Annotated in this window: 20 protein-coding genes and 1 riboswitch; of the genes, 4 read left to right on the top strand and 16 right to left on the bottom strand. The window is 51.1% G+C overall.

The window, feature by feature from the left end:
- Nucleotides 1-308: 308 nt before the first annotated feature.
- Nucleotides 309-1,718, bottom strand: coding sequence for a deoxyguanosinetriphosphate triphosphohydrolase family protein (locus tag B212_RS0121965; protein WP_019913267.1), 1,410 nt, complete (start codon nt 1,716-1,718; stop codon nt 309-311).
- A gap of 175 nt (nt 1,719-1,893) precedes the next feature.
- Between B212_RS0121965 and B212_RS0121970 the strand changes: the two genes are divergently transcribed.
- Both B212_RS0121970 and B212_RS0121975 read left to right on the top strand, forming a co-directional pair.
- Nucleotides 1,894-2,649, top strand: coding sequence for a polysaccharide deacetylase family protein (locus tag B212_RS0121970; RefSeq protein ID WP_019913268.1), 756 nt, complete (start codon nt 1,894-1,896; stop codon nt 2,647-2,649).
- 143 nt (nt 2,650-2,792) lie between these two features.
- A complete protein-coding gene (locus B212_RS0121975; protein WP_019913269.1) occupies nt 2,793-3,773 on the top strand; it encodes a substrate-binding domain-containing protein in 981 nt (326 codons plus the stop codon).
- 104 nt (nt 3,774-3,877) lie between these two features.
- Here the strand turns inward: B212_RS0121975 and modB are convergent, their stop codons facing one another.
- The 10 genes from modB to B212_RS0122025 all read right to left on the bottom strand — a co-directional run bounded on the left by modB (nt 3,878) and on the right by B212_RS0122025 (nt 14,525).
- Nucleotides 3,878-4,534 (bottom strand): molybdate ABC transporter permease subunit, encoded by a 657-nt coding sequence (modB, locus tag B212_RS0121980; RefSeq protein WP_028530988.1) that lies wholly within the window; start codon nt 4,532-4,534, stop codon nt 3,878-3,880.
- A 251-nt stretch (nt 4,535-4,785) separates the two neighbouring features.
- Nucleotides 4,786-5,565 carry a molybdate ABC transporter substrate-binding protein gene (gene modA, locus B212_RS0121985; protein WP_019913273.1) on the bottom strand — a complete coding sequence of 260 codons (780 nt, stop codon included), beginning with the start codon at nt 5,563-5,565 and terminating at the stop codon, nt 4,786-4,788.
- A 205-nt stretch (nt 5,566-5,770) separates the two neighbouring features.
- A complete protein-coding gene (gene nikC / locus B212_RS0121990) occupies nt 5,771-6,664 on the bottom strand; it encodes a nickel transporter permease (protein ID WP_019913274.1) in 894 nt (297 codons plus the stop codon).
- 11 nt (nt 6,665-6,675) lie between these two features.
- Nucleotides 6,676-7,680: an ABC transporter permease gene (locus tag B212_RS0121995; protein WP_019913276.1), complete on the bottom strand. Its 1,005-nt coding sequence runs from the start codon at nt 7,678-7,680 to the stop codon at nt 6,676-6,678.
- Between the two features lie 78 nt (nt 7,681-7,758).
- A complete protein-coding gene (locus B212_RS0122000; protein WP_019913278.1) occupies nt 7,759-9,423 on the bottom strand; it encodes an ABC transporter substrate-binding protein in 1,665 nt (554 codons plus the stop codon).
- Nucleotides 9,424-9,544: 121 nt separating this feature from the next.
- Nucleotides 9,545-10,537 carry an ABC transporter ATP-binding protein gene (locus B212_RS0122005; RefSeq protein ID WP_019913279.1) on the bottom strand — a complete coding sequence of 331 codons (993 nt, stop codon included), beginning with the start codon at nt 10,535-10,537 and terminating at the stop codon, nt 9,545-9,547.
- Nucleotides 10,534-11,523, bottom strand: coding sequence for an ABC transporter ATP-binding protein (locus B212_RS0122010; RefSeq protein ID WP_019913280.1), 990 nt, complete (start codon nt 11,521-11,523; stop codon nt 10,534-10,536). Before B212_RS0122010 ends, B212_RS0122005 begins: the two co-directional genes overlap by 4 nt.
- Nucleotides 11,524-11,774: 251 nt before the next feature.
- Complete coding sequence (locus tag B212_RS0122015) at nt 11,775-12,740, bottom strand: helix-turn-helix transcriptional regulator (RefSeq protein WP_019913281.1); 966 nt, start codon at nt 12,738-12,740, stop codon at nt 11,775-11,777.
- Nucleotides 12,741-12,967: 227 nt separating this feature from the next.
- Complete coding sequence (locus B212_RS0122020) at nt 12,968-13,654, bottom strand: hypothetical protein (protein WP_019913282.1); 687 nt, start codon at nt 13,652-13,654, stop codon at nt 12,968-12,970.
- Between the two features lie 181 nt (nt 13,655-13,835).
- Nucleotides 13,836-14,525: a M50 family metallopeptidase gene (locus B212_RS0122025; protein WP_019913283.1), complete on the bottom strand. Its 690-nt coding sequence runs from the start codon at nt 14,523-14,525 to the stop codon at nt 13,836-13,838.
- A gap of 240 nt (nt 14,526-14,765) precedes the next feature.
- Between B212_RS0122025 and B212_RS0122030 the strand changes: the two genes are divergently transcribed.
- Both B212_RS0122030 and B212_RS0122035 read left to right on the top strand, forming a co-directional pair.
- The gene (locus tag B212_RS0122030; protein WP_019913284.1) at nt 14,766-15,251 is read left to right on the top strand and encodes a hypothetical protein; all 486 of its coding nucleotides are present in this window, start codon (nt 14,766-14,768) and stop codon (nt 15,249-15,251) included.
- Nucleotides 15,252-15,276: 25 nt separating this feature from the next.
- Entirely contained in the window at nt 15,277-15,981 is a 705-nt protein-coding gene (locus B212_RS0122035) for an AIM24 family protein (RefSeq protein WP_019913285.1), read from the top strand.
- A 96-nt stretch (nt 15,982-16,077) separates the two neighbouring features.
- Here B212_RS0122035 and B212_RS0122040 read toward each other — a convergent pair whose 3' ends face one another.
- The 5 genes from B212_RS0122040 to B212_RS0122060 all read right to left on the bottom strand — a co-directional run bounded on the left by B212_RS0122040 (nt 16,078) and on the right by B212_RS0122060 (nt 25,210).
- Nucleotides 16,078-16,533 (bottom strand): Dps family protein, encoded by a 456-nt coding sequence (locus B212_RS0122040; protein WP_019913286.1) that lies wholly within the window; start codon nt 16,531-16,533, stop codon nt 16,078-16,080.
- 145 nt (nt 16,534-16,678) lie between these two features.
- Nucleotides 16,679-19,249, bottom strand: coding sequence for a discoidin domain-containing protein (locus B212_RS32180; RefSeq protein ID WP_019913288.1), 2,571 nt, complete (start codon nt 19,247-19,249; stop codon nt 16,679-16,681).
- Nucleotides 19,250-19,431: 182 nt separating this feature from the next.
- Nucleotides 19,432-20,952, bottom strand: coding sequence for a glycosyl hydrolase (locus B212_RS0122050; RefSeq protein ID WP_019913289.1), 1,521 nt, complete (start codon nt 20,950-20,952; stop codon nt 19,432-19,434).
- A 194-nt stretch (nt 20,953-21,146) separates the two neighbouring features.
- Nucleotides 21,147-23,609 carry a PA14 domain-containing protein gene (locus B212_RS34000; protein ID WP_019913291.1) on the bottom strand — a complete coding sequence of 821 codons (2,463 nt, stop codon included), beginning with the start codon at nt 23,607-23,609 and terminating at the stop codon, nt 21,147-21,149.
- A 13-nt stretch (nt 23,610-23,622) separates the two neighbouring features.
- Nucleotides 23,623-23,702, bottom strand: a riboswitch (cyclic di-GMP riboswitch).
- Nucleotides 23,703-23,836: 134 nt separating this feature from the next.
- Entirely contained in the window at nt 23,837-25,210 is a 1,374-nt protein-coding gene (locus tag B212_RS0122060; RefSeq protein WP_019913292.1) for a sugar phosphate nucleotidyltransferase, read from the bottom strand.
- Nucleotides 25,211-25,360 lie beyond the last annotated feature (150 nt).

Genomic DNA, 25,360 nt, shown 5'->3' on the forward strand with positions numbered 1-25,360 from the left:
AAACAATAACAAAATATCATTAACGTTCGAAAACTTTATAATCCACTGATTTGCCAATAGTACAAAAATCCTCATAATTCGCAATATACCCATATAAAATAAGGATTACATCATTATTTTTCTGTGCACAAATTCATTTAATAATCTACAGAACTTCAGAAAATAAAACTAACAAAATAATAACAAAATAGAGCAAATTAAGACCAGAATTCAAAATCAAAGACCAGAATTCAAAAAACAAGACTAGAATACACAGAAAAAACCGTACCTTCAGCAGATACGGTTTGCCCGTGAACAGAATCGCCTTTCTAATCCAGATCGTAAATCGAACCGACCTTCAGTCCATACAGCTCATTATATATTTTCTCGGCAAAAGCATCCGTCATTCCGGCGATATAATCAATGACCATATGCTCCCAGGTCCAGATTGGCTTAGCCTGGCGCTGATCCTTCTCATACCGCTGCAGCCAGTCGCTCGGAATGATTGCCCGGGAAGTCTCCGGGTCCAGGAACGCCTCCCATAGCCGCCGCAGAATCCACTCGCTCCGCTTCTGCAGCCGCTGCACGCGCAAATCGCGGATCATCGTGACCCAGGCGAAGCTTTTCAGCACACTTACAGTCCGCAGCATATCCTCATCCTCCTGGCCATCCTTAATGAAGGTGACCTTCTTCCAGTCCCCGTCTTCAATGACGCCAAGACTGGCAACGAAGGTGCTCACCCAGTAGGCTTTGACCTCGCGGCGTGTGCGGGAGTAATCGTTCTCGCAAGTAGGCATCTTCTCCTTCCATACCCGCAGGAACGAGCTCAGCACCTCTTCAACCTTGGTGTGAATAGCCGCTTCCTTCCACCCAACCCAGAAGGCATCCTCCAGCGTTGTTATTTTCTCCACAATCAGCCGCTGGATATAGTCGTCGAACATAAAGTGCTCATGCACCTCGATTTTGCCGGCTTTAATGCCATCCTCCAGATCATGTGCGGAATATGCGATATCGTCGCAGAGGTCCATTAATTGGGCTTCAAGCGTCTTCTTCCCTTCAGGGATTCCCCACTGGCTGCGGATTTCCGAGATGTAATTCCATTCATTCAGATACATGCCCTTCTTAAGCACCGTGCCGGGAAAAGGATATTTGTTAATCCCCAGCAGCACGGCATCCGAGAGATTCAGACCGTCGATATTCTCGCGTTTCTCCAGGAACATGATCAGCCGGAAATTATGGGCGTTGCCCTCAAAATGCTCATACTGCCGCCGCATATTCTCGCGAATCGTCTGCTGCTGCACCGGACCTGCGCCGGATTTCCGCACCGCTTCCGCTGTTTTCCTCTCCACCAGCTTCTCCAGAATGCCGTCTAGGACCTCTTCCCCCTTGTGGCCGAAAGGAGGATGGCCGAAATCATGGGCGATAGCCGCACATTCCACCACCTCCGGGTCGATCACAAGCCCCGGGTTTTCAGCTTGTCCCGTTTCTACCCCGGGGTAGGAGCGCAGCAGGCTTTTGGCCGCTTCCCGGGCTATTTGCGCCACCTCCAGCGAGTGGGTCAGGCGTGTCCGGTAATAATCCCCGGTGCCTGCGCCGAATACCTGTGATTTGCCTTGCAGCCGGCGGAAGGTCGGCGAATGAATCAGGCGCGAATAATCACGCTCATACGCAGCTCTCGAGGTTTCCAGGCGGGTGATCTCCGGATATTGCCGATGTTCTCTTTTCTCAATTAGTGTCATATCCCCTGCCCCTATTCCTTGATCTGTATTTTGTTATACATTATAAGTCATTTTGCTTGGAACTTTCACTCAAAAATGCAAACAGGCACAGCGCTTTCGCCCGGGATGAATATTCTATCAGGGTCCTGGCGCATTCTATTATGTACATGAATATAGGTGGAGTGGATCTGAACCAATGAAAACAGGCTGGAAAATTACCGCCGCAGTCATTGCAGCGTGTACACTTCTACTGGGCTCCCCAGAGTCCGTGCTGGGCAGTCCCGGCGTCAAGAACCGTTACTATTACGAGCAGAGGGGCGATATGATCTGGGAAGTGCACACCAACCAGAAGGTGATTGCGCTGACCTTCGACGACGGGCCCGACCCTTCAGAGACCGACCTGATTCTCGATGTGCTGCATAAGTACAATGCCAAATGCACCTTTTTCGCCATCGGCAAACGGATCGCCGCCTATCCCGAGGTAGCCCGCAGGGTAATCTCTGAGGGCCATGAACTGGCCAACCATACCTACAACCACGTCTATTTCAAGACGCCGATCTCCCCGCAGCAGATTCAGGACGAGCTGGAGCGGACAGAAAATGAAATCGTTAAGATATCCGGCAAGCACAGCAGCCTGTTCAGACCGCCCGGAGGCATGTACGACGAAACTTTGGTCGATGTCTCCAACAGCATGGGGCTGAAGCCGATCCTGTGGTCCTGGCATCAGGATACCCGCGACTGGAACCGCCCCGGTGTGTACAGCATCTCCAGCAGAGTAATCCGGGGTGCGCACAGTGGAGATATTGTACTGTTCCACGACCATGTTCACGGACAATCGCAAACCCGGGCGGCCCTGAAAATTATTCTGCCTGAGCTGGAGAAGCAAGGCTTCCGTTTTGTTACTGTCTCCGAGCTGATCCGGTTATCCGACACGCAGCAGGCTAAAAAATAGCAGGCATTGGATTAGCAAAGCAGCTCTACGCCTCCGTTTTTCCCCAGTTCTTTAATTGCGCCGGAACTCAAAATAAGGTAGTCTTGAGCTATTATGGCTTTATTTTGAGAGCTGCTGCAGTTCATCCTTAGGAGGCTTTATCCATGTCTGAGAATACTTCCTACACAACCGAGGAAATCGCCAGGTTATTGAAGATATCCAAGCTCAAGGTCTATGATCTGATTAAAAAGGGAGAGCTGCCCTCTTACCGTGTGGGCAAGCAGATGCGTGTCGACCATTCCGATCTGGAGGCGTACAAGCAGCATTCCCGCAGCGGAGTCTCCCCCTTTTCTCCGCCGGGAGGCAGCAAGGCTGAACCCGTATCGCCTCCGCCGTTCCAGTTCACGCAGATGCCATCATATACAGGCAAGACGGCAGGAGCTAATATAGTGATTACCGGCCAGGATATCTCGCTGGACATTCTGGCTACCCATCTGGAGCGCAGCGAATCTCCTGTCCGCCCGCTTCGCTCCTATGCCGGCAGTCTGGACAGCCTGATTGCGATGTACTACGGGGAATCCGATATTGTCAGCACCCATCTGCTGGAAGGCGATTCGGGAGAATACAATCTTCCCTACATCCGCAGACTGCTGGTGGGCTTTTCTTATGTTGTAATACATATGCTGACACGCAGTGCGGGCTTTTATGTGCAAAAGGGCAACCCCAAAGGCATCCGCGATTGGTCTGACCTGCAGAAGAACGGGATTACACTGATCAACCGCGAGCGCGGAGCAGGGGCAAGAGTGCTGCTCGACGAGCAGCTTCGCCTGCATGGCATTCACGCTGCTGGAATTAGCGGCTACGCAGCCGAAGAGAACAGCCATTTTGCCGTAGCCGGCCGAGTGGCCCGGAGAGAGGCCGATGTCGGCATCGGCACAGAAAAAGCCGCCAAGATTATTGACGGCGTTGATTTTATTCCGCTCGTTCAGGAACGGTACGATCTGGTGATACTCAAGAAACCTGAGCACGAAGCACTAATTAGGACAGTTCTGGATATTCTGCGCTCACCCGCCTTTCAGAATGAGCTTAGCTCCATTCACCCTTACGACCTTAGTGAGTCGGGCACCATCATTTACGAGACCTGAGGGACTGAAATGATTGGATCTCATACTGTACCGCACCTATAATATGGGCACAGCAAAAAGCAGGACCTGGCGGCTCATGCCTGAGACCTGCTTTTTTACTGTGTTCAAGAGCGGCGGTTGACAAACATCAGCATGAGGGCGGAGATCACAATGATAGACAATACCCACATCCAGGCCAGCGTCATATTGCCGCCATCGACGGCCACATATATTGCGGTAGGCACTGTCTGCGTCCGGCCCGGGATATTCCCCGCCACCATGATCGTCGCCCCGAATTCTCCCAGTCCGCGGGCAAATCCGAGCACATACCCGGCAGCCAGCGAGCGGCTGGCGAGCGGAAGCGTCACATAACGCAACACCTGCAGCTCGCTCGCTCCCTGCGCGCGCGCGGCGTCCTCCAGATCCTTCTCCACCCCTTCGAACCCCGCCTTCACCGAGCGGTATACGAGAGGAAAAGCAACCACCACCGCAGCAATGACCGCCGCTCCCCAGGTGAACAGAATCGTATGCTCGGTGAACTGCTCATACAGCTTGCCAATCCAGCTCCGCCGGCCCAGAATCACCAAAAGCACAAATCCAACCACGGTTGGCGGCAGTACCAGCGGAAGCAGCAGCACCGTCTCAACCAGGCTATAGCCGGGGAACCTCCGGCCTGCCATTGCCTTCGCTGCAATTGTCGCCAGCAGGAATACGATGATGCTGGTTATGACTGAAATCTTGACGGAGAGCCAGACCGGGGCGAAAAAATCAGTCCAATTGATCTCCAACTCTCTTCACTCCGTTTATTGGGCTGAGACGTAACTGCGGGGAATGTTTGGACTTCCGGCCGCTGTTAGGTTTGGATTTCTCTGATTGGAACCGCTCTTCGCGGTAGAAATCCAAACATAGCTTATGCTTACGATGCCAGCTTTCCTACGGAAAGCTCTTAGGCGGACGCTATCGCTCCGTAAGTATCCAAACTTCCCCTCCGTTACTTTCGCCCATTTTATTTACTTTTTATAGCTGTAGATTATTATTGAGCAAGCTTGAAGCCGTAGCTTGTAAAGATATCGCTTGCCGTTTTGGTCTTTACGTAGCTGTAAAATGCCTTGGCTTCGGTCAGATGCTTGGAATCCTTAACGATGCCTACAGGATAATTGATCGCTTTATGCACGTGAGCCCCTACTGTAAGAACAATCTTCACTTTACTGGAAGTGAGGGCATCCGTCTTGTAAACGAATCCGGCATCGGCATTCCCTGTTTCTACATAAGAGAGCACCTGGCGAACATCCTTGGCAAATACCAGCTTGCTTTGCAGCGTATCCCATACCTTCTTCGCCGTCAATGACTGCTGGGCATATTGACCGGCCGGAACCGATTCAGGTTGTCCGACAGCTACTTTCTTGAAGGCTTTATCTGTAAGCTGCGTAATCGTTGAAATGGAGGTTTTGGCATCCGAAGGCACAACCAGCACCAGTTGATTCTTCAAAAGCTCCGCATTGTCGGAGATAAGGCCGCCATCGACCAGAGCCTTCATCTGCTTATCACCGGCCGAGAAGAACAGGTCCGCCGGAGCGCCTTGCTCAATTTGCTTCTGCAGCGTGCCCGACGCGCCATAGTTAAAAACAAGATCAATATCGGGATGCTGCTTCTCATACAGAACGGCAATCTTATCAAGACTGTCCTGCAGACTCGCTGCGGCAGAGACGATAATCTCGGTTTTGCCCGCCGCCTGCACCTGCTTCTCCGGCACCACCGACAAGCTGAGTGCCAGTACCGCAGTCATCGCAACCATTGCTAATTTCTTGAACATTTTCATTCCTCCCACTTATCTATCAGGTATATTTAGATGCTATTCTAGCATATCTTTTTTTGTTTTTCTATTACTTTCAGTTATGTTTGTTTATATTTAGTTATGAATGGTTAATATCAGCAGTTAAAATATGTTTGCAATTTTTCAAAAAAATAAAAAGCCCTTTAAGCATAAAATGAACGCCTAAAGGACTCTATTGAAGAAATCAATTCTTCATCCGGGGATCAAGCACATCGCGCAGGCCGTCTCCCATGAGGTTAAAGCCCAGCACCGTCAGCATAATGGACAGCCCCGGAAACACTACCGTCCAGGGAGCCTTCTGGATGAACTGCCGCGAATCGGAGAGCATCTTCCCCCACTCCGGGTCAGGGGGTTGAGCGCCAAGGCCAAGGAAACCAAGCGCAGCCGCTTCGATAATCGCCGTAGCAATGCCAAGCGTTCCCTGCACAATAATCGGCGTTAAGCTGTTCGGCAGAATATGGGTGAGCAGAATCCGGGTATTGGTCATCCCAATCGCTCTGGCTGCCGTAATATACTCCTCCGATTTCAAAGAGAGCACCTTCGCCCGCACAAGCCGGCCATAGGTAGGAATATTTACGATGGCGATGGCGTACAACGCATTCTGCAGGGAAGGTCCAAGAATAGCCACAATAGCAATAGCGAGCAGAATGCTTGGGAAGGCGAGCAGAATATCGAACAAGCGGGAAATCAGCATGTCGATCCATTTGCCGTAGAAGCCGGCCAGAATACCCAGAATTGTCCCTGCTATGATAGAGCCGATTACAGCAAAGAAACCCACCCACAGCGAAATCCGTGCGCCATATATGATACGGGTGAACATATCTCTTCCTAGATCATCCGTGCCAAACCAATGCTCGGCGGACGGCGCCTTCAGCCGGTTGATTAGCTCCTGGTCCTTGTAGCCGTAAGGCGCAATGAACGGTGCCAGCAAAGCCACCAGCACAAAAAATACAATAATAGATAACCCGAGCATGGCTGTCTTGTTCTTGCGGAAAGCCCTCCACGCATCGTGCCAAGGTCCGGATACCTTCTCAGAAGGTGCATTCGGGGGCGCTGCGTTAATTGTTGCCTGTCCCATAGGTCCCCCCCTCACTTGTAATTGATGCGCGGATCTATGGCGGCATAGAGCAGATCCACAAGCAGATTAATCAGAACGAAGATAAAGGCGATAATCAGAATCCCCGTCTGGATCACGGGATAGTCCCGGGAGCTGATTGCCTCAAATATATACCTTCCCACGCCAGGCCAGGCAAAGATCGTCTCTGTCAGCACCGCGCCGCCAAGAAGGGCGCCTGTCTGAAGACCTGCTACAGTCAGCACAGGAATCAGCGCATTCTTCAGCGCGTGCTTGTACACGACAAGAAATTGCGACATGCCTTTGGCTTTTGCCGTGCGGATATAGTCCGAATTCATAACCTCCAGCATGCTTGAACGGGTCATCCGGGCAATAATCGCCATCGGAATGGTTCCGAGCGCTATGCTCGGGAGGATCAAGTGCTTGATAACCGTCCACAGTTGCCCCCACTGTCCGGCGATTATCGTGTCAATGACATAAAGATTGGTGATGCTCTCCACCGGATTGCGCTGGTCCATCCTCCCTATGGAGGGAAGCCAATGCAGCTTGAGCGCGAATAACAACTGCTCCATCAGTCCGAGCCAGAAGATCGGCATAGATACACCAATGAGCGCTATAATCATCGCGATATAGTCAAACCATGAATTTTGCCGCCATGCGCTTAGAATTCCCGCATTGACACCTACAAAAGTCGCAAACAGCATGCTGGCAGCCGTAAGCTCCAGGGTCGCCGCCAGATAAGGCATAATTTCCTTGGCGATAGGCGTCTTGGTGCGGATTGAGGTTCCCAGATCTCCTTGCAGCAAATCTCCGATATAGTTGAAATACTGCTGCAGCCACGGCTTGTCCAGACCGAGCTGATCCCGCAGCGCCTGCTTGGACTGCTCCGTTGCTTTTTGACCAAGGATCGTCTCTGCCGGATCACCCGGAATAGCATGGATAATGGAGAAAACGATGAGCGTCATCCCTAGCAGAACAGGGATCAGTACCGCAACACGTTTTAATAGGTAGGAATTCAAAGTCGGATCACCTTCCAGAGCTGCATAAGCCTCTTGCCGCCGCAGGCAGCAGCGGCAAAGATAAGCTCATGAAGCATACTATTCGAAGTAAATTTCGCTGTAATATTCCGTACCGGTCGGACCTGGAACAAAACCCTTCAGATTGGCTTTGGCAGCCAGCAGCGGCGTAGTATGCACCAGCGGAATCCAAGGGGCATCAGCTTTGATGATCTCCTGGGCCTTCTTGTACAGATCGGAGCGTTTGGTCTGATCCGTTTCCTTCTGCGCGTTGACCAAAAGCGTATGCAGCTCTTCATTTACATAGAACGTACGGTTGTTGCCTGGAATAGCATCCTTATCCAAAAGAGTGTAGAGGAAGTTATCAGGGTCCCCGTTATCGCCTGTCCAGCCGAGCATGTAGATATCATCTTTTTCTCCGGCTTTGGTATCATCCAGGTAAGTCGCCCATTCAGGGGATTCAATGACGGTTTTTACGCCGATTTTTTCCCAGTCCGCTTGAATGGCTTCGGCAACCTTCTTACCATCAGGCATATAAGGGCGGGATACAGGCATAGCATACAGCGTCACTGTGTCAGGCAGACCGTTCGGATATCCGGCTTCGGCGAGCAGCGCCTTGGCTTTGTCCAGACTGTATTCATAATCCTTCACAGCATCGTTATAGCCCCACAGGGATGGAGGCATCGGGTTGACAGCCGCAGTCGCCTGGCCCGAGAAGAAGGCATCAATAATAGCTTGCTTGTTCACCGCATAGTTCAGGGCTTGCCTTACTTTTACGTTGTCAAAAGGCTTCTTCTTGAAGTTAAAGCCGAGGTAAGCGACATTGAACGGCGGGCGTTCGATCTTTTGCAACTCCGTATTGCCTTCAAGCGTGGACAGATCATCCGGGCTCAAATCCTCCATCAGATCAATCTCGCCGTTCTGCAGAGCAGTGAAACGTGCCGAGTTGTCTGGAATTGAGCGAACGATAACCTTGTTCAGCTTGGGAAGCCCTTCTTTCCAATAGTCGGGGTTCTTGTCCAGGGTAATGGAATCATTGTGCTTCCATTCCTTGAAGACAAAAGGCCCTGTACCTACAGGCTCATTCTTGAAGTTTCCTTTTTTCTCTTTGATTGCTGAAGGGCTGGCAATTCCGAAGGAAGTCATCGCGAGGTTTTGCAGGAAAGGCGCCTGCGGCTGGTTCAGTGTGAATTGTACGGTTGTGGCATCAACAGCCTTTACCTCTTTGATGACACGGCTGCCTTCCGGACCGAACATGGAATCGTAGTAGTCGAAAGAGTCGCCTTCAAATTTGAATTCACTTGCCGGATCACTCCAGCGTGTGAAGTTGAACACTACAGCTTCAGCATTAAAATCCGTTCCATCATGGAACTTCACACCCGGATGCAGCTTGAAGGTGTAAGTCAAGCCATCCGCGGATACCTCCCAGCTATCTGCAAGGGAAGGCTCTACTTCAGAGGTTCCCGGCTTGTACTCCAGCAGAGAGTCAAATACTTGATGTCCAATCTTCAAGGATTCACCATCGGTGACAATCGCCGGGTCCAGCGAGGCGGAGTCGCCGCCGCGTCCCAGAATCAAGGTATCCTGCGCTGCCGAAGCTTCGGGCGAGCTCTCCGGTGCAGCGGTCGCTGCTGTATTCGGGCTGGCAGTCCCTTCTGTACCGGCATTGTTCTTGCCTCCGCAGCCGCTCAGTGTTAGAACCGCCCCCAGGGTTACTGCCAGTGCAAGACTACTCCATTTCTTCATTTCAAGAAACACTCCCTTTCTTCATTAAAAGTATTAAAACGTTTATATGGAACTGCGCTAAAGCGCCGCCATATACCAAATCCGCTCCTTGCTTGGCAGTATGAATCCCGGGTTGTGAGCATTAGGCTAGCCGGGGATGGGCTTCCCCGTCATACAGATGACAGGCGGTTAAATGCCCGGCTTTGTTCTCCATGAGCGGGGGTCTTGCCTTACGGCAGACCTCCATCACCTGTGGACATCGGGTATGAAACGCACAGCCTACCGGCGCATTTGCCGGGCTTGGCACTTCACCCTGCAGAATGATTCGCTCCTTGCGGATATCGGGGTCCGGTTCAGGGACTGCCGACAGCAGCGCCTGTGTATACGGGTGCTGCGGCTCGGCATAAAGCTTGTTCTTATCGGTTATTTCCACAATCCGTCCCAGATACATAACTGCGACGCTGTCGCAGATATGCTTCACCACACTGAGATCATGGGCAATAAATATGTACGTAAGTCCGAATTCCTGCTGCAAATCCTGCATAAGGTTGATCACCTGCGACTGGATGGATACGTCAAGCGCAGACACAGGTTCATCGGCGATGATTAGCTTGGGCTGCAGCGCGAGCGCTCTGGCAATCCCGATCCGCTGGCGCTGGCCGCCGGAGAATTGATGCGGATAACGCTGCAGATGGGCCTTGGCCAGACCGACGACATCCGCCAGCCTTTCGACAGCGGCCCGCCGCTGCCCCGCATCACCTGTTCCGTGCACAATCATCGGCTCTTCCAGAATGCGCTGCACGGTATTGCGCGGGTCCAATGAAGAGAAGGGGTCCTGAAACACAATCTGCATCTCACGCCGGCGCTTGCGCATCTCTTCCATAGACAGCTTGGTGATATCCTGGCCTTCGAACCAAATTTCACCCGCCGTCGGCTCAATTAGTCGAAGCAGCGCCCGGCCGGTGGTCGATTTGCCGCAGCCGCTCTCCCCTACAAGGCCAAAGGTTTCCCCTTTGCTTACGCTGAAGGAAATATCATCTACGGCCTTGACTAAACCCTGGGCTGATTTGAAGAATCCCTTATGGATCGGGTAATACTTTTTGAGGCCCTTGACCTCAAGCAGGCTTTCACTCATACCGCATCCTCCTGTTGACCAGCATGCAGCCAGCATCTGCAGCCGTGGCGTTCCTCCTGCAGCGTAAGCAGTGGAAGCGATTGCCGGCAGATCTCCATTACCTTCGGGCAACGCGGCGCGAACCGGCAGCCCTGCATGTCCTTGCTCAGGATAGGCACGTTGCCGGGGATGGAATACAGGCGCTCCCGGGTTTCGCCCATTCTTGGCACAGACTCTATCAGCCCCTGTGTATACGGGTGCAGCGGATTCTTGAAAATATCACGCACACTGCCCTCCTCCACAACCTTGCCCGCATACATCACGGCAACCCGGTGGCACATCTCCGCTACAACACCGAGGTCATGAGTGATCAGCATGACTGCCGTTCCCTGCTCTTCATTCAGCCTGCGGATCAGATCAAGAATCTGCGCCTGAATTGTTACATCCAGCGCCGTTGTCGGCTCGTCGGCAATCAGCAGCCCGGGGCTGCAGGAGATCGACATCGCAATCATGACCCGCTGGCGCATGCCTCCCGACAATTGGTGGGGATACTCATCAATAATGGCCTCCGCCCGCGGAATTCCCACCTTGCGAAGCATGTCTACCGCATGCTCCCGCGCGTCCTTTCTGGACAGGCCGCGGTGCAGGCGCACAGATTCAATGATCTGCTGGCCCACGGTAAACAGCGGGTTCAGCGAAGTCATCGGCTCCTGAAAAATCATGGACACAGAATTGCCGCGGATCTTCCGCATCTCTTTTTCCTTAAGCGGGACGATATCCTGGCCCATTAACAAAATCCGACCGCCCACAATTCTACCCGGCGGAGTAGGAACAAGCTTCAGGATGGACAGCGATGTGACGCTCTTGCCGCAGCCCGATTCTCCCACTACTCCCAGAACCTCCCCGGGATTAATGTAGAGATCCACTCCGTCCACCGCAGGAACTTCACCATGATCAGTGAAAAAATGGGTGTGTAAATCCTCAATTTTCAGAATTGGCTGGATCAAGACGACCCCTCTCTTCTATAAAAAAATTGAACAAAGGTCAAATGACTGGAAGATAAACGCCTGTTTAGGAGAGATAGAATAACCCACACCTTACATTATGCGGAAGAATTTTAGGACCAAATCGTCATTAATGTTATATAATGTATAAGACTACTATATAAAACCATAGTAGACAAGGAGAATTTGCCAGAATAAGTAACCCTAGTTGTTTTTAATAGATTAGTTCCTATCGAAATAAAAGAAAAACTGTGCTATTTATATAGCGACAGCCATTTCTCCAACTGAATTCTCAGCATATCCCGATAGTAGAGCGGCTCCAGAATTTCCGCTTCCTCTTCATATTTTAAAATCCAACGGACAAAACCGATATCCTGTTCCACAGCTACCTTGAAGTGAAGACAGCGGCTCTGACGGTCTACTTTACTGGGCTTCACAAACATATCTTCGTTCATGATCCGGTTCATCAGCCGGTCCGAAAATCTGACCTTGAACTCCACCTGCAGGCTGTCCTGGTCCAGAGACCACTTCTGCTCCATAAAAGCCTGTAGATCAAACTGCTCCTTGGAAAACCAGTAGTTCGTCGGCTTTACACTGGAGAAGCCATTGATATGAAAGGTGCGGATAATCTCGAACCGATGACAAAAGCCGATTAAATGATAACGATTTTCCAAGGGAACAAGGCAGTAAGGGTCAATTTGGATTCCTTTCTCTTCATAAGCATTTTCACTGTAATCTGCCTGAATGCTGGTCTGCTTCATCACGGCGGCCAGAATTTCTGTCAAAAAAGGCGGCGGCTCGCCTTGGGAGCCACTCCTCTCCATCCATAACTGTCCGGCTTCTTTGTTTGCAGTTTCCATCTTTTCTTCCCTCTCCGCCTTTTGCTTGTATTCCGCAGCCATTACCTTCTCGTAGGCACCTTCAAAGCTCGAAGGCAGCATGTGTCTGATATCCTTCATGATACCCCGCAGCTTAGAAAAAGCGGCTGATTCTTCGTCCGACCAATCCAGAGGATACAAGGCAAAATTCCCGATAAAAGCATATCCTTTCCCATGCCCCAGATGGGTAATAGGAATATGCATGGCGCTTAGCGCATCCATATCCCGGTATATCGTTCTCTCACTGTTGCCGCAGCGTTCCGCCAGTTCACGGGCCAGAATCCCCGGTTTTGCTTGCACTAGCGTAATAATGCGCATCAGCCGGATTAATCGGTCTGTCATATTCAGTTCCCCTTGATTTATGGTAAAATAGACCCATTATTTTTAAATAAATTAGTTATATATATCTATAACCAGGGATGTAATAACCGAGATAAAAAAATATAATAGAACTATTTTACTATATTACCACATTTAGAATTTGCACTAACTACAACTCATTCATTGTTTGTTGTGAAAGAATACAGTTATGTATGCGCCGCAAGAGACACGCGGATGTTCTATGCCCACTATCTTGTAGCCGTCGTCCTCCACCACATCTGGCCCGCCACATCAAGCTGTTTATACACTGATTCCGCTTCTTTCACAAGCTGCATATCCCCGGACCGGGCAGCGAGCAGCAGCAGCTTGTCTGCTTGCCGGCGCAGGTTCTCGCTGACGGTTCCAATCTGGCTTTCGGCCCTCTGCTCCGCCGCTTCTTCCAGCATTTTTTGCATTTTCAGCAGCTCCAGATGTTTCTCTACATAGAAGCAACAGCCCGCAGTGAACACATCCGTATGATGCGTATACTCCAGTCCAAGCTTTTTCAAAGGAAGCTCGCGGATGCGTTCCACCGGAGGCTGTTTGTACTGCCATTGCAGCCAGAGCGCTTCATGAATTCCCGCCGGCTTCGCTGCCATCGCAAACTCCAACGCGACATATCTGCGGGCACCGGACAGTATTTTGCCGAGCTTAAGCAGTATGGACCTCCCTTCTCCGGCCTCCGCAATACAGCCATAACATCCTGTCACCGTCACATGCCCCTCAAGCCAAACTCTCAGCTCGATCTCGCGGGCTACCACTTTGTGTCTTCGTTTGCGGTTCTCCTCACTTTGCAAGCCACCTTTCCATTCGATAAGTAAAACTATATTTCGGGCTCCTCCTGCAAAAATCCGTTCCTGGCTCCATGTGAACATCGGCTGTATACTTGCTTGCATATTTCCACCTCTTTCTTTTTTTGGGTCTTCTATTAATGTACCAATATTGGCGGACAACTCCTTGTCATGGAATATATGTTCGGTCCTATAATATCGACAAAAAAAGAGCCACTCTACTAAATACGTAGATTGCCTCTTTATGAAAGGTGGCATTTTGTCTGAATTTGACGAAATTTTTCCATTATTTATAAATTGTCGTATGTTGTCGCCCCCGCTCTCCCTTGAAGAAAAATCCCAGTGCCCATTTGGCGCACAATAACGCAAACAGGAAAAACAGCAATGCCCATACCATAGCCGGCAGCGGCGTGAGCCTCGCCAGATTTGCTGCATCTCCGGCCATAGAAGGCGTAAACGCTGCAGCCTTTACCAGAAAAAGCGCCCCCATAACCGACTCCTCCAGGGTCAAAAAGGCCAGAAACAGGTAATAATACTTACCCGCCCTGGGCCAGACAAACATCATGACGATGTTCAGGGCAATAAAACCGCTGAGCCAAATCATCCCGAAGCCGCCCCGCACATACAGCAGCAGCATAATCAGTGCTACGCCGGTAGCGAGCATCAGCCCCCAGGCATGCCGGCCTTTGGAATATAAGTAGAACAGCAGCAGTGAGAATAAGGAGGCCAGCAGGTAGCCTGCCAGGGAGACCAGAATTGCCCGTCCTCCTGCGGCTATTGCCGAATACGTCACTCCGCTGTGATCGGCGTACAGTTCAATGCGCAGCACACTTCCGGAGAGCAGCAGTGTTACCAGCGCATGACCAAATTCGTGAAACATCGTATCCAGATTGCGAAATAAGGAAGAGAATGGAATCCATCGGGTCAATAAGGCGGAACCCGCGAGAAACAGCAGTGTGGTGAGCCATTTATTCATCATATCAGCCCCTTTCCGTTCAAAGTATACGTTAATTCGGAGGGAAATAGTAGAGAAACAGAAACCTTCAGGGGTTTTGTACTGTATTACACTTAGTTTATCGTTGCTGACGCTGCTTCCCGAAAAATATATTGCAATTCGCCAAATTGCGACAAGCCAGTGTGCCGATGGCCGTCCAAATAGCTGGTGTGCTATGCTAAAATAAGAAGGAATACTAGCCTATACCTGGTGGTGATATCAATGAAACAAAAAATGATAATAAAACAAAAAGTAAAACGCACCTGCGTAAAGCTGATCGCTTCGGCTCTGCTGCTGCTTGGGTTGTCCGCGATTCTCCCCGCCCCTGCGGCAAAGGCCAACTATCTCAATGATATATATAATGGGCTGCAAAATTTCTCGGAGCTGCCCGGTGAAGTCACTAAGCTGCAGGAGAACTACCAGAAAACAACGGAGGAGCTTCAGCAGACGAAGGAAGAGTTAGGGCAGACCTTGCAGCAAATGCAGAATTACCAAGCTCAGAATGCGGCGCTGCAGGAGCAGAACCGTCAGCTCACCCAGGTGGTCGATGAACTGAAGAATGACCGGACAGCGCGGGAGAAGTATTATAATCGGATTAAAATTACCGTAATTACCGGACTCGCCCTTATATTAGGCTACTTCCTGCTGATCCGGCTGCTGCGCTTCGGGATGCGCCACCGTTCCACAAAAGGCGACCGCTTGCGGTAAGTTTGTACGTTAGGGGGAGTGAACTATGAACGTTGATATTCAGGATGAAGGAGACAGCGGCAGCGGACAGGCCATTGCGTTCACCGTTGAGGAGAATGAGGAGATTCATGTGCTGCACCCGCAGCAAATTATCGCATATCAGGGGCCTTCCTCAGGCCGGGCTGACCGGCTGATGGATGTCAAAGGCATGTACCGCAAGCGCAAGCTGATCCGCTCGGACATGACAGGCCCCTGCCGCTTCGTCGCCGCGCTGCCTCCCGGCTACCGGGTCAAGACACTGCAGCTCGACGGAAAAAGCGATTTGCTCTACGATTTCAGGCATCTCTTCTTCTATAGCAAAGGAATTACAATGCAGACCAGAGTGCTTAGCATGAAGAACATGCTGGTAACGCGTGACATCATTAAGGTCAAATTCTCCGGGCCAGGCAGCATTGGCATTCTGACTGAGGGAACGGTATGCGAAGCCGAGCTTCATCCCTTCGACCCGCTCTATGTCGATGCCGGCAGCATTATTGCCTATCCCGAGAATGCCAAGCTTGAGCTTACCGTCTACGGCAACCATTTGGCCAGCCAGCATATGAGCTATCATTGGAAAATGACCGGTCACGGTCCCGTGATGTTCCAGGCCGGCCGCCAGAGCCGGCGCTTCGAGCGCGACAACAATGATGACGGCATCGTCAAACGTTTCCTGCGTGAGGTTCTCCCGTTCGGCGGGATATTCATTAAGTAGCTGTTAAGTTGCAGCAAAAAGAGCGCCCGCGATTTCCCGCGCGGCGCTCTCATAAGTTAAGCTATCGCTCTAATTAAGTGTGCATTACACTCTGCATTAAGCCAGATAAGCATTCAGCATCCAGGCATGCTTCTCTACACTGGTTCTGATTCCAATAAGCAAATCGGCAGTAGGCTGATCGCTTAGTTCTTCCGCGGCTGTAATCGTAGCTTTGAGTTCTTCGGCAATCACAGCAAAATCCTTAACCAGCTCAGCAACCATTTCCAGGGCCGTTTCACCTCCGGCAGCTTCCTGAAGCCCGGAGAGGGTCAAATATTGCTTCATGGTCGAGGCCGGTTGTCCGCCGATTGCGAGCAGGCGTTCAGCCAGATCATCCACATAAGTAGCAGCTTCATTATACAGCTCTTCAAATTTGGCGTGCAGTGTGAAGAATTGTGGACCGCTCACATACCAGTGATAGTGATGCAGCTTCACTCCCAGCAGGGTCCAGTCGGCGGTCTGACGGTTCAAAGCAGCGTGCAAATCAGTCTGGTTCTTTACTTGTGTACTCATTTCAAAAAACCTCCTATAGTTAATATTTAAATTTTTATATTTAGACTCGTTCTAAATCTATATTTAATTTAACACATTTCTGCGGGTTTTGCAACAGCAAAAACCTCAGCGGCTCTATACTCCCGCTGAGGTTCTTCCGGCAATCCTAATCTCTTGAATATACTTGCAGTTCATGAATGGACCAGTAGTTGCCTCCCGCGCCGGTCTGCATAACTCTGATATACCGTGTTTGGACTGACGGGAATTCAATCCGGGTCATTTCCAGCTTGCCTTTGCCGGAAACAACCTTCTTCCAGTTGCTGGCATCATCCGAAACATACAGCTCATATCCCCGAGGATAATCATAGGCCGATAAGGTATTGTTCAGCTCGACAGCTTCAACGGAGTACTCTTTCCCTAAGTCAATTTGGAAGTATTCGCCTGAAGCCTGATGTTTGCCGGTATCCCAGCGCGTGCGCCGGTCTCCGTCAATGGCACTCAGGGGATTGGAGGCTTCTGTATTGACATTGGACGATACCTTCCATTCCGAACGGTCCAGCGGTACAAGTCCAGTGGCTGTAATCTGAGTTTTCTCTGACATTACGTCAGAGCCCGACACTCTAACCGCATAGGTATACAGTGTGCCTTCCTGCAAATTCCGGTCGATGTACTCGGTTCCCCGCACACCTGTTGCGACAACCTTCAGGCTGCCGCCCGAGCCGTCGGCACGGAGCACTTCATAGCTTGCCCCCGGAGCCTCCAGCCAGCCCAGCTTAACGGATAAGCCTTTGATTGCGGAGGCTGTGAGGCCTTGCGGCGCTGCATCCGCCACCTCCGAGGAAGGCTGCAAAATGTATTGTACCGCCTCACCGGGTGCCAAGGTTTCTGTGAATTCAATTGCAGGCTCGGCCTTTTTCCCCGTAATATAGCTCCGGGCCGCTTCATACGTATCTCCGTTGCCGAAACGCTCACCCTCATACACCGTTTTTTCCGGCATATTGACCTTCACACTGACGGTTTGCGTTGTCTTCTCGAAGTTGACGAAATTAACCAGCACCTTGTTCGAGGTTGCCCCGCTTCCCGCCAACGGCTCAAGAGTAGAGGTATCTACCGCACGGACGTAGACCAGCTTGTCGGCCAAGGCATCCTTATTCGTAATTTGATACGTTAGCGGAGCGCCGTGTGTGGCATAGGCCAGATCCAGCCGTCTCATAATGCTGACGCGCGAATCCTCGCCTTGCTTGGTGTAATAGATTTCTGTTTTCGCCGGATCATGCTCTTCCAGGTTGAATCCGTATTTGAACAGGCTGAAATTTTTGAAAAAAGCGGCATGCTGCACGAACATATCCACATAGCCGATATGCGCGCGCATAATCCGGTCGAACACCGCCGCCGTGCGCTCGGAAGCGCCGTATTGATAGGCATCTACATGGGAGTCGGAGGTTCCGAATTCGGTGGTCAGCATTTTTTTGCCAAGTCCGTCTGCGGCTCCGCCGAAGGTTCTCAGATTCTCCGTAAAGCTGCCTCCATTACTGAAAATATAAGAATCACCGTAGGAATGCCCATTGGTCAAATCGGTTACTTCCTCCAGCTCATCCCGCTGCTTGGGATCGCGCTCCCAGCCGTCCGGGTCACCGCACTGGCGTACCGTGCCCGCCTGATTGCCGCAGGATTTCTCGCTGTAATCCGGCCAATAGGCCCAGCCTGGGGCTACGGTCTTCAGATGCGGGGCGATGGACTTGCCCTTGGTGTTCAGCCAGTCGGCAATTGCGAGATTCACCGCCTTGGAACGGTTGAACAGGCCCGGCTCGTTGTCTACCTCATAATATTGGAAGTTCGGGCTGTACTGCTCGAAGTAATCGGTCAGCTTCTCCTCCGCATCATCCGGCAGCGAGCCGTCCTCCTTGAGCTTGATGTCTCCGGTATACAAATACAAGGCCACCGCCTGCATGTTGTAATCCTTCAATACCTTGTAATAATCCCCCATGTTGGAGCAGGAGCGTCCGACATCACTCGCGCAGCTTGTGCGCATAATATTGCCGCTGTAGGCTACACCCAGCCATTTCATGATATAAGGCAAATGCGTAACCGCACCTTCATCAAAATAAAACTGCTTATTGTTCACCATAGTTCCGGTTAGCACATAGCTGCCGTGAATAGGCTCCTTGATCGGACTCTGGAGCGCTTCCAGGCTAAGATTATCCCAGGTCCACCAGTTGTATTGATCCTCCTTATCGGAAGAATAGATGCCCCGTGCGGTTTGCAGCTTCAGTTCATTGGTGCCGACTACCAGTTGCTCCTTCGGAATGTACAGCTCATAGGTTTTACGGAAGCTATACTTGCTGTCCGTTCCCGAGACACCGGCGATTTGAATAATGCCTGACAACTGCCGGTTCGAGAATACGCTCATCTGCGGAACGGATTTGTAGGCATCCAGGATGCTTACGCGGAACAAAACCCCGTTCACCGGGAGCTTATCCAGCTTGTACGTAATCCGGAGTTCAGGATTTGTGTCGCCTCTTAGTCCCGAAGGGATATTCTGGAGCGCTGCCGCCTTAAGCGTGGAAGAAGCGACATTGATAACCTCCTTCGCTCCCGATGCGGCATCCGCAAACTCTGCGTCTGAGCCGTCATGCTGTCCGAGCTGCCATACTATTGTTCCCTTCGGCAGCTCAGGCCCAACATCACCCGCTGCAGACAATTTGGACATGTCTACCTCCACTTTGCCCTGTCTCATCCCGTCATCTCCGAAGAATGAGACAGACAACAGAAGCAAGATGGCGAGTGCTGCAAATCTAAGCAATAGCTGAAGAGGCTTTTGGATGTTTGGCTTTGTCCTTATCGTCATTCCCATGTCCTCACTTTCTTCCGGGGTGTCTATTCTCTGGCTCTATAGGGCCTCACTGCTGCTTCAGTTCTTCATGGAAAGGTTAGTGCGTTCTGGGGAATGACCGTTGTCTTCTGACTCGGACTTTTCCACATTAGGCGGATGTTTGCATCACCACGGTTCTCGTAATACTCAATCTTAATATCATACGGGGTTCCTGCTGCAAGCAGGATGTCACCCTCACGGCTGATGCCGCTTTGCTTCCTCCAACTGTCGATGATCAGCTTGCCGCCGATCCAGACGCGGACACCGTCATCCGAAGAAGCAATGAAGGTATACTTTTCACTGTAGACCGGCTTGATTTTGCCCGTCCAGCGAACGGAGAAGGAATCTTTGCCGATGCCTGCCGCGGGAGAGCCTCCGTGCCAATTGAAATCAATCTTCTTGTCATTACGGGTCAGCACCGCAGGTCCTAACAGGTCTGCGTTGTTGAAATACTGGCCGGTTAAGCCGTTTTTTAAGATCGGAGGTGTATTGATCGGTGTACTGACGGGTTTGCCTTGAGTCTCGATATAATCAGCTCTGGACAAGGTGCGTGTGTTGCTCATGAAGCTTTTAATGGTCTGCAGATTATTGTTTTGGGTCAGCATTTTCCCCCATGTCATCATATATACCCATTTGCTCTGGGTTTGAGACAATGTAACAGGGTCTGGAAGCTCTCCGCTCTCGCCGATGCCGATAGGCTTGCCGTCCGCCAGCGACAGCAGGTTGTCATAGTACGACTGCTTGAAATCATTGTTATAAATGTCCGCTGCCAGCACGTCAACCTTAGCCGTCCCAGGATAATAGGACTCATAGGGATCTGCCCATTCATTGGGCGCATTCGGGTTCCATACCCACAGCAGGTTGTTCAGCTTATGCTTGTTCACCAAACGGTCGTAGGCTATATTCCAAAGCTCGGTAAAATTATCCTTCTGCCCCCACCAGAACCAGTTCCCGTTCATTTCATGATAAGGCCGCCACAGGACCGGAACTCCGGCATCGCGCAATTCGCCCAGGTAGAAGGCAACCTCGTCAAGCGCAGCAATCAGGCTCTTGTACTGCGGGGTTCCCGGCGTAACATAAGCGTCAAACTTCTCCTGGCTGAGGCTCATACGCACATTGGCCCACTCGGGAGAGGTTCCGGGCAGATTCTGGTGGAAGGTCATCGCCACGATGCCGCCGCCCTTATACCACCTAATCGCACTGTCTACAACAGCCTGGCGCTGCCGGGCAATCGTTCCCGCAGGCTGGTTGTTAACCGCTCCAAGCTCATAGCCATGGAGTACCGCGTACTCCCCGCTGATATTTTTAAGCGCGTTGTTGAACTCGTCAGGACTCTCCAGATAATCATGCTGGCCGGAAACGATGCCCTTGCCGCTAAGATTGGCGAGATAATCCAGAAGACCTGCCGCTTCCTTGGAAGCAGTAGAATTCACAGGCGCGTTCGGCTCTGCCGAAACCAGCCCATTCCCGGATACAGGAAGACTCCGGTCCTCTGTCCAGGGCAATAAAGAAAGACTAAGGATGACAAGAAAAATCGTAATTAACCGGTACTTGCGAAAAGTGTTCAATGTAATCTCCTTTCTCCAGCCGCATCTGCCATGAATACTCTCCTGGTGCAGGCGATACTTCTTGGGGCAAATGCCGGCTATAGCTTAGTAGCCCTGCCGGTAAGCAGGGCCACTAAGAGTGGGCTTTATAGGATTTAGTATTGTAACGACTTAACCAGTATCGGCGTTCGGTGATGAATTTAGCAGTAATTCACTTAGGAAGCGGAAGGAAGAAAAAGTGCGTTCGCCGGGACCGTCCCTTTAACCTGGCTCGGACTTTCCCACATCAGCCGTGCTTTTGCATCCCCTTGATTCTCGTAATACTCCATTTTGAGTTCATATAGCTGCCCGGCTTGCAGGCTTATGCTTCCTGTACGTTCAGTTCCGCTCTGCTTCGTCCAACTGTCAATCACCAGGGTTCCATTGACCCAAACGCGTACACCATCATCTGTTGTCGTATAAAAGGAATAGGTCTCACTGTACTGCGGCTTGATCTTCCCGCTCCAGCGAACAGAGAAGAAATCATTGCCGATTGCAGCGTCCGGCGAGCCTTGACGCCAGTTGAAATCAAGCACCGCATCATTGCGCACCAATGCCGGAGTACCCGACAGTTGCATATTATTGAAATATTCCCCCTGCAATCCGTTCGCAGCCGGAGCCGGCGCACTGATCACTTGCGGTGTTGGGGTTGGCGCTGCTGTAGGTGCCGATACTGTTGCTGGTATTGGTGTTGCTGTCGATACTGGTGTTGGTGTTGCTGTCGATACTGGTATTGGTGTTGCTGCTGATGCTGGTATTGGTGTTGCTGTCGATACTGGTGTTGGTGTTGCAGTCGATGCTGGTGTTGGTGTTGCTGTTGATGCTGGTGTTGCTGTCGATACTGGTGTTGGTGTTGCAGTCGATGCTGGTGTTGGTGTTGCTGTTGATGCTGGTGTTGCTGTCGATACTGGTGTTGCTGCTGGTGCTTGTGTTGCGATTAATACTGGTGCTGCCGTTGCCGCCAACTCCGCTGAAGCTGTGCTTGCGTTGACAGCCGGCGTATTTACAAACAAAGCGCTGGCCGGAACCGTTACCTTCGCCTGGCTGGGACTTTGCCACATCAGGCGGATATTGGCATCGCCCGCGTTCTCGTAATATTCAACCTTGATATTGTATAGCTGACCCGCCTTTAAGGCGATGCTTCCGGTTCGTTCGGTTCCGCTCTGCTTCATCCAACTGTCGATTACGGCTGTACCGTCAATATAGACGCGGATACCATCATCTGAAGTGGTATAGAATTGATAAGTCTCACTGTAAGACGGCTTGATCTTGCCGGTCCAGCGGATGGAGAAAGCATCCACACCAAGCGCCGGGTCAGGTGCAGCCTGACGCCAGTTGAAGTTGATTGCCGCATCGTTGCGTACCAGGGCAGGCGTGCCTGAAAGTGTCATGTTCCTGAAGTACTCCCCCTGAAGACCATTCAGGATTGGCCCTGGTGCTTGTGCCGCATCGTCATCGTACGGTGTTGAAGTTGGCTTTGCCGTAGGTACTGAGGTTGGTGTCGGTGTCGCTGTTGGCTTCGGTGTTGCTGTTGGCGTTGGTGTTGGTGTCGCTGTTGGCTTCGGTGTTGCCGTTGGCGTCGGCGTCGGTGTTGCTGTCGGTGCCAATCCCGCTTTGTATTTGTCACGGGTTAGTGTATAGCTGTCATTCATGAAGCTTTTGATGGTATCGGCACTGTTGTTCTCATAGAGCATTTTGCCCCAGCTCATCATATATACCCAATTTTTCTGGGATTGCTTCAGCTTTGCTGTGCTTGGCATTTGACCATTTTCACCGATGGCAATGGGTTTGCCGTTAGCAAGGCTCAGCAGGCTGTCATGATAGATATTCATATAATCGTTATCGTATATATCTGCCGCAAGAACGTCTACCTTGTCAGCCCCTGGATAAGTCAAGGCATAGGGATCGGACCAGGTATTCGGCGCATTCGGGTTCCATACCCACAGCAGGTTGTTTAATTTATGAACGCCCACAAAGCGGTCATACATAATATTCCATAGCTTGGGGAAGTTGTTTTTCTTCCCCCACCAGAACCAGTTGCCGTTCATTTCATGATAAGGTCTCCAGAGTACCGGAACACCTGCATCCCGCAGAGTCTTGAGCGAGACCGCTACCTTGTCCAGATCGGCGATCAGGCTGTTGTACTGCGTTGTTCCCGGTGTTACATACTTATCAAAATTGTCTTGGGTTAACGGCATTTGGACGTTGGCCCATTGATATGAAGTGCCGGGCAATTGCTCATGGAAGGTCATCGCGACGATTCCGCCATTTTTATACCAGTTGATCGCACTGTTCACTACATTCCGGCGCTGCTCGGCTGCAGTGCTCTCCGATTGACCGCTGATCACGCCCAGTTCATAGCCGTGAAGGGCCGCAAATTGCCCGCTTGTTCCCTTAAGCTTGTTGCTGAATTCATCGGGACTTTCCAGGTAGTCATGCTGTCCGGAGATAATGCCTTTACCTGTAATGGAATAGAGGTCGCTAAGCAGTTTGACTGCCGCCGGGGAGGCATCGGGGTTGACCGGAGCTGAAGGACTTGCAGCAGCCCTTGCGGATGAAGGCGCAATCCCTAATGCAGTCATAAACAGAGCAATGGACAAAACAGCACTCAAAAAACGAAAATTACGGTAAGTTGTCATCATTCTTCTTCCTTTCGGTAGCCAGGCTGCCACTCTTTCGAAGGCCCTATAGCTTTGCGTCCCTACCTTTCGATAGGTTTGCCTTTTCGTTGTGAAGGAATAATCCCTCTTACCGTAAGTATCGTCGCGAATAGTTTATAGTTTAGAGCATAAATGAAATTTTCTTAATAAATGGTTCTTAATACCTGTTTTGGGTTTGTAACAATTGGGTAAATAGATTAATTCGCCTATGAAATGAACTGCTGCAGGGCGATATCTTCCCAGTCCAGAGTAATGCGAATATTGTCCTCCTCCACCAGCTCCGAGCCGGTCTGAACTTCAATAAACTCCACATCCGTCAGAGCCAGAATCGCATGTTTGGTGCCTTCCGGTATGCGGACCACATCCCCTGCTTTCACATTATGTTTCTTCTCATTCAGCACAATGCTCGCCTCACCGCTGACGATGGTCCAGATTTCACTGCGCTTGTGGTGAAGCTGATAGCTGATATTTTTACCCTTGGTTATGAAAATCCGCTTGGTCAGCACCTCATTGCCCTCATCATACTTCACGTAATCAATCACCTTGTAGTGGCCCCAGCGGCGTTCCTCGTACATCGGTCTTTGTTCAAAAGATTTCAGCACTTCCTTGATGCGCGGGCTTTCTGTCTTATGGGTTACCAGAATGCCATCCGGGCTGGCAGCGATAATCAGGTCCTTGGCTCCAATTACAGTAATTGGAATATCAAGCTCATTGATCAGGCTGGTTCCTTCGGAATCGGCAGTCACAAAACCTTTGCCCACATGGTTGCTGCTCATTTCTTCGGTCAGCGTATTCCAGGTGCCTAAGTCCTTCCAGAATCCGGCGTAGGGCTGTACGACAATATTCTCTTCCTTCTCTACCACTTCGTAGTCAAAGCTGATAGAGGACAGCAATTTATACTGCTTCTGCAGCTCCTCATAATTCAGAGGCAGCCCTTTCCGCTGCAAGATATCAAGCAGATACCCGAGCCGGAAAGCGAATACGCCGCAGTTCCACAGTGCGCCGCGGCTGATCAGCTCCTCGGCCAGGACACGGTCGGGCTTCTCCTGGAAGTGGCTCACCTGCATATAACCACTTGCCCCCGCCGTATCACCGGTAGGAATGATGTAGCCGTATTTCTCCGAAGCAAGCTCAGGGACTACGCCCATCAGCGCCAGATTTGCGCCGCTCTCCTGCATGGTTGCCTCAAGCTGCATTACCGTATCAAAAAATGAAGTCTCCACATACGGATCAACCGGAAGAATAGCCACGGTCTCACTTGGAGACACGCCGCCCATTGAATACAAATAGGCAGCCGTCAGGGCGATGGCCGGAAAAGTATCGCGGCGTTCAGGCTCCACAATGATTGGTACCTCTGCACCGAGCTGGCTCTGAATCATTTCGACCTGGCTGCGGCCGGTAGCAAGGTACGAGGATTTCGCCATTCCTGTCTCCTGCAGTTGTCTCCATACACGCTGTACCATAGATTCCGGTTCACCGGCCGGGCTTTCCAGTACCTTCAGAAATTGCTTCGAACGTGAATCGTTGGACAAAGGCCAGAGCCGTTTACCAGAACCGCCTGATAGAAGTACCAGTTTCATGAGTGAACCCTCCCATTTATGAGTTGTCGCGATAATATCGGATTGTTATTGTTAGCTTCGACGGGGACGAAGCTTAAAGGCGAGCTGTTGCGGGAGTCACTGCAAGGAATGTTTGGACTTTCGGCCGGCTGTTGTCTCCAGATTTCCTGA

Source organism: Paenibacillus sp. HW567, from assembly GCF_000374185.1.
Classification (GTDB): Bacteria; Bacillota; Bacilli; order Paenibacillales; family Paenibacillaceae; genus Paenibacillus_AQ.